The sequence below is a fragment of the uncultured Clostridium sp. genome, assembly GCF_937920395.1.
Lineage (GTDB): Bacteria > Bacillota > Clostridia > Clostridiales > Clostridiaceae > Clostridium_AD.
This window is the reverse complement of the sequence record NZ_CALEVF010000194.1, coordinates 1-6,133: the sequence shown is the minus strand read 5'-3', so window position 1 is coordinate 6,133 and position 6,133 is coordinate 1. Positions and strand designations below refer to the sequence as shown.

3 protein-coding genes are annotated in these 6,133 nt (G+C 34.3%); all 3 read left to right on the top strand.

All coding sequences use genetic code 11. The features are described 5' to 3' along the window. On the top strand, positions 1 to 1,172 hold a 1,172-nt coding region (locus Q0649_RS12430; RefSeq protein ID WP_298842337.1), incomplete at its 5' end, for a hypothetical protein. A gap of 93 nt (positions 1,173 to 1,265) precedes the next feature. Beyond that, entirely contained in the window at positions 1,266 to 3,707 is a 2,442-nt protein-coding gene (locus Q0649_RS12425; RefSeq protein WP_298842333.1) for a TIM-barrel domain-containing protein, read from the top strand. A 155-nt stretch (positions 3,708 to 3,862) separates the two neighbouring features. Then, the coding region (locus Q0649_RS12420) for an alpha-L-arabinofuranosidase C-terminal domain-containing protein (RefSeq protein WP_298842330.1) at positions 3,863 to 6,133 on the top strand (2,271 nt) is incomplete at its 3' end.

Here is a 6,133-nt window from a genome sequence, read left to right as displayed (position 1 = left end):
TACTTTACTCCTTTGGAAATTGGATACAGTGGCAATCATTTAGTGATCCTTTTGAGAATGAATTAACTGAAAATACTCTCGGTTTATACAGAGCAGATAGGACCGCTACGGCTTCTGTAGGCGTAACGAGGCTATTATCATGGATAGAGGGCAAAACACATTCTTTAATGAGTGGAAGGAACGAAGATGCGGTTGAAATTTTAACTCTTCATCCTACTAATTATTACTTCTCAGTGGATAGAAATTTAGCTTCACAAGGTATAAGATCACATATATTAGCACTACATTATCATTTAAAAATGCAGTCAGATATGGTTCTTGAACATTTATTTAAAGCAGATAATTTATCACAAATAGGAAAGCCAAAACTTATTATTCTACCTGCAGCGCAGATGTTATCGGAGGCTACGTGGACACTTCTTAAGCAGTACATAAGCATGGGTAAAACTGTACTTATTTCTGGAACTGTTGATGTCGACAACTACTGGCGTAAAGCCACTAGATTCTGCGATTTAGGGATAATGGCAGAGGTAAAACCAATATTTTCAGAAGAAAGACTTCATATAGGTGATTATTCCTTTAATGCTTCATTTAGAAAGATAACAGCATATGCAGATCCTGCCCATACAATTAATAAAGCATCATATTTGAATGGTAAAGATAACCTTGTAAGAGTCTTTAATATTGGTAAAGGAAAGCTTATTCATTGCCCTCTACCACTAGAATTATCTGATTCTATAGAGCCACTTGCAGAGCTTTATCGCTTTGCTATAAAAGAGGCAGGCATAACTAATACAATTTGCAAGATAAATGAAATAGATACTAAACCTAATTTGATGGTATATCCTATACCTTATGAGAATTGCACTGTATATACAATTGTAAATGAAGGCGAAGATGATTCTATAAACTTTACAGACTTAGCATCTGGCGCGGAAATTAAGATGAATGTTAAGGGCCAGAGAGGATGCAAAATATGGATTGACAAGAAAGGGAAGCTTTTAGGTGCTTATATTCATGATGTTTTAAGTGTTAATGGACTTGAAGTAATACCAAATGGAGATTTAAGCATTTTTAAAGAAAATAACTCATGGGTTTATATAGCAGGGAAGAGAATGAAGAATAATATATCCATTGGTAGTTGTTATATTGATGTAGATATAATCCTTTAGCTGCTGTAATCTCCATTTGGAGAAATGATTTAAGTGGAAGTAAATTTTAATTTAAGCTAGGTAAGCAATATTATTTAAGAGGAGATGTGTGAAATGAAGATTGAAAATTATATAAAGTACTCTGATAGTTTAGTTATAGAAACATCAAAGGGCAAAATGAAGTTAGTACCCTATGGAAATGGTATTATTCGAGTCCTTTATACATTAGATAATGATTTTAGTACAAATAGTAGTATGATGATAGTTTCACAAGATAAAAGTAATATTGAATGGTCTGTAAAGGAAATTGATGATGAATTAATTCTAGCTACAAAAGACCTACAAGTTGTTATAGATATGCAAACTTGCTGCTTTAAATATCTTGATAATAAAGGGAACCTACTAGCAAAGGAACCTGATAAAGGAGGTAAAACTTTAAAACCTATTGATGTGTATAAATCTGTTTTCGATGAAAATACAGAAATAAAATCTGGAAATAGTGTGGATGGTATGCGTTCTAATGCAGATAATTTTAAGTCTGTTCCTGCATACAAAGCATATCATACAAAATTAGAGTTTGATTGGAATAAGGATGAGGCACTCTACGGTCTAGGTTCCCATGAAGAAGGCATGATGAATCTTAGTGGGCAACATCAATATTTATACCAACAAAATATGAAAGCTGTAATACCTGTACTTGTTTCAACCAATGGCTATGGAATTTTAGTAGATAGTTATTCACTTATGGTCTTTAGAAATGATGCTTTTGGTTCATATATATGGACTGATGTTGACCAACAAATGGATTATTACTTCATATATGGACCGAATCTTGATAATATCGTAGCAGGTTACAGAAGACTAACTGGAAGGGTTCCTATGCTTCCAAGATGGGCATTTGGTTACACGCAGTCAAAAGAACGCTATGAAACTCAAGAAGAGTTAATAAATGTAGTTAAGGAACACAGGGATAGAAAAATACCTATGGACTTGATAGTACTTGATTGGAAAAGTTGGACAGGAGATCTCTGGGGACAAAAGTCCTTTGATTCGGAAAGATTTAAGGATCCTAGTGCAATGATGGAGAGTCTTCATGATATGAACGCAAAGCTTATGATATCCATATGGCCAATTATGAAAAATCAGGGAGAGAATTATAAGGAAATGAAAGAATCAAGGTATCTACTTGGGAATCAAGCTACCTACGACGCATTTAATCCTGATGCCAGAAAGTTATACTGGAAACAAGCAAATGAAGGCCTTTTTTCTAAAGGTGTGGATGCTTGGTGGTGTGATTGTACTGAACCTTTTGAAGCAGACTGGACAGGTGAGGTAAAACCTGAACCAGAGGAAAGAGTATTAATAAACACCAGTGAGTCAAAAAAATATATGGATCCACAATTTATAAATGCCTACTCTCTTATGCATTCTAAATGTATTTATGAAGGACAACGTGAAGTTACATCTGAGAAAAGAGTAGTTAACCTTACACGTTCAGTTTATGCAGGTCAGCAACGATACAGCACAATCACTTGGTCAGGAGACCTTAGTGCCAATTGGAGTACATTAAAAAAACAGATAGCAGATGGTCTAAACTTTTGCATTACTGGTGTTCCCTATTGGACCACGGATATTGGAGCTTTCTTTGTAAAGAAAAGAGGTTTATGGTTTTATAATGGAGACTATGAAGAGGGCTGCAAGGACATGGGCTATCGAGAGCTTTATGTGAGATGGTTTCAATATGGTGCTTTTCTTCCTATGTTTCGTTCTCATGGTACTGATACTCCAAGGGAGATGTGGAATTTTGGAGAACCTGGATCAATTTTTTATGACACCTTATTAAAATTTGATTATCTCCGTTATAGACTAATTCCTTATATTTATTCATTGGCAGGAATGGTTACCCATGACGACTATACTATGATGAGGGCTTTGGTATTTGATTTTCAAAGCGATCCTAATACTTATAATATTGATGATCAATACATGTTTGGTCCTAGTTTTATGGTATGCCCAGTAACTAAGCCGATGTATTACAATCCAAAATCAGTGGCAATTAATAATGATCAGAAAAGCCGTAAAGTATATTTACCTAAGGGACCACAGTGGTATGATTTTTGGACAGGACAGAGATATGAGGGGGGGAGGTCTATACAAGCTAACTCATCACTTGACACCATGCCCTTATATATTCCTTCTGGTTCAATAGTTCCAATGGGACCCGTCGCTGAGTATACAGGAGATAAGTTGAATGCACCCTTAGAATTAAGGATATATGCTGGAGCTTCTGGTAACTTTAAGTTATATGAGGATGAGGGTGATAATTACAACTATGAAAATGGTGCCTTTGCCTTTATAAATATTACTTGGGAAGATGAAACTAACACTCTTACTATTCATAAGCGCGAAGGTAGCTTCCCTGGAATAGTTATGAAGAGAGACTTCAAATTGATCTTAGTTGCGAAGACACATGGTATTGGTATTACTGAGACAGAAAATGTTGATATGGTAGTTCAATACATAGGGGATAGGTTGGTAATTAAAATGCCTAGTTAATTTGTGTGTTTAAAACATCATAATAATCAAAAATAATGGTTTGTAGTGACTATTGTTTGTTTATAAGAAAATTCACCTTGTTATAGTAATAGTGCTATCGAATAACAAATATAACCGTTTTTCAATAAAACTTAGATACTAAATGGAGGTTTAAAATGCATACTATAAATGTACAAACTCAGAATAAAAAATTCAAGACTTCACGTAGCCTTTTTGGAATTTTCTTTGAAGATATCAGTAGAGCAGGTGATGGTGGATTATATGCAGAACTACTTCGCAATCGTGCTTTTGAAGATTCTATTATACCCGAAGGTTGCAGCTATAATAGTGAAAGTCAGGAAATAACAACATCGATTGGATGGAAAACCAGCTTTCAAAACGCTGATAAAATCCCAAGCTGGGATGCTAATGAAGATGTTTTAATGCATATGAGTTATTCTGATACATTAAATGCTAATAGAAAAACCTGTCTTAAGATAGATTACCGTAAAAAAGGTTCAAGCATTTACAATTCAGGCTTTCATGGCATTAATGTAGTAAAGGATGAAGGATATTCTTTCTATATGTTTGCTAAATCTTCTGTACCAAATTTCAAAGTAACTGTATCCCTTAGAGGTAAAAGCAATGAAGTTTATTCTTCCTATGATTTTTTAGTAGATAGTGGAGAATATAAAAAATATAATTGCATATTTCTTTCAAATTCAAGTGATGGGGACGCAAATTTTCACATAACAGCTGAATCAGAAGGAGAACTTACCATAGGATTTACTTCCCTTTTCCCTCAAAATACTTTTAATAAGCGCTTAAATGGGGTTAGACCTGATCTTGCTCAAAGGCTCAAAGATCTAAGTCCACAATTCTTGCGTTTCCCTGGAGGATGCATTGTTGAAGGGTTTAATAAAGAAAGCATTATGAGATTTAAAAATACCATAGGCCCTGTGTGGGAAAGACCAAGTCATTGGCTTTTATGGAATTATAGAACAACAAATGGCCTTGGCTTCCATGAATATCTTCAGCTTTGTGAAGATTTGGATGTGGATGCACTTTATGTTGTAAACTGTGGAATGTCTTGTCAGGGACGTGGACCTGAATATTTTACTCAGGATGAGCTTGATGAACTCCTCAGGGATATTTTTAATGCTATAGAATATGCTACTTCTAATAAAGAAAGTTATTGGGGCTTAAAGCGAGCTACAAATGGACATCCACAACCATTTAATCTTAAATATATTGAGATAGGAAACGAAAATTATGGGGAAATTTATCAAAAGAACTATTTATATATTTATAATGCTCTAAAAAATAAATACCCTCATTTGTTATTTATTGCAAATCAGCATAGAGAAACTGTTACGTTGCCAGCAGACATAATAGATGAACATTACTATTCTGATGTAGACTTTTTTGCATCAAATCATGATCTTTATGATAGTTACGATAGAAAAGGTCCAAAAGTATATGTGGGAGAATATGCTGTAACCACCGGTGCTAATGGCGGAAATCTGAAAGCTGCATTAGGAGAGGCTGCATACCTTACAGGTATAGAAAGAAACCAGGATGTGGTTACTATGACGAGTTATGCTCCCCTTTTTGCAAATAGGAATCATATGAATTGGTCTCCTAATCTCATTCTATTTGATAAGTCCATGAGTTATGTAATACCGACTTATTATATGCTTAAAATTTTTTGTGAAAACATTGGTGATTATGTTGTTGATTATTTATTAACTACTCAAGGTTATTCTCAGAGTAGAAAAGGTGGACCTGGATTTTTTAATACCTGTAAGGGCGATATGTTCAGAAATGTAACCATAAATAGTAGTCCATGTGACAACTTTTATGATACTACAAATCGCTTTAAAATGGACGACACCACATCTCATCTTCCTTGGGATAATAAATATTTCAGAATTTTTGGAGTAGCTGACTTAAGAAATTACACTGTTGAGATGGAAGCCAAGCCTGCTGACTCAAAAAATATTTCTATAAGCTTCTGGAATGACCTTAATAGTAAAAGCTATTTTGATTGGAAAATTGAGGGCTCTAAAAGCAAAATAATTCAATGGAATGGATTTTCAAGGTTATTCTTAGATGAAAAGGATGGAATAGTTATTAAAGAAGATGATTTTAATAAGATGAAGATAGTTTTGATGGAAGATACCTATAAATGCTACCTTAACGGAGAATTGATTCATAACTCTATGTTAAAAAAATCTCCTATAATTACCGCATCTACTGCTATAGATGCTGTGAAGAATGAGGCCATTATAAAGATTGTTAATCTATCATCAAAAGCTGAAGATGTACAAGTTACACTTGATGTAAAAACTGGAGACACAGCGAGCGTAATCCTGCTTACTTCTGATAGTGAAGAGGATGTAAACAGCTTTGAGGAGGAGAAGGTTAAACCTAAAACAATAAAAATC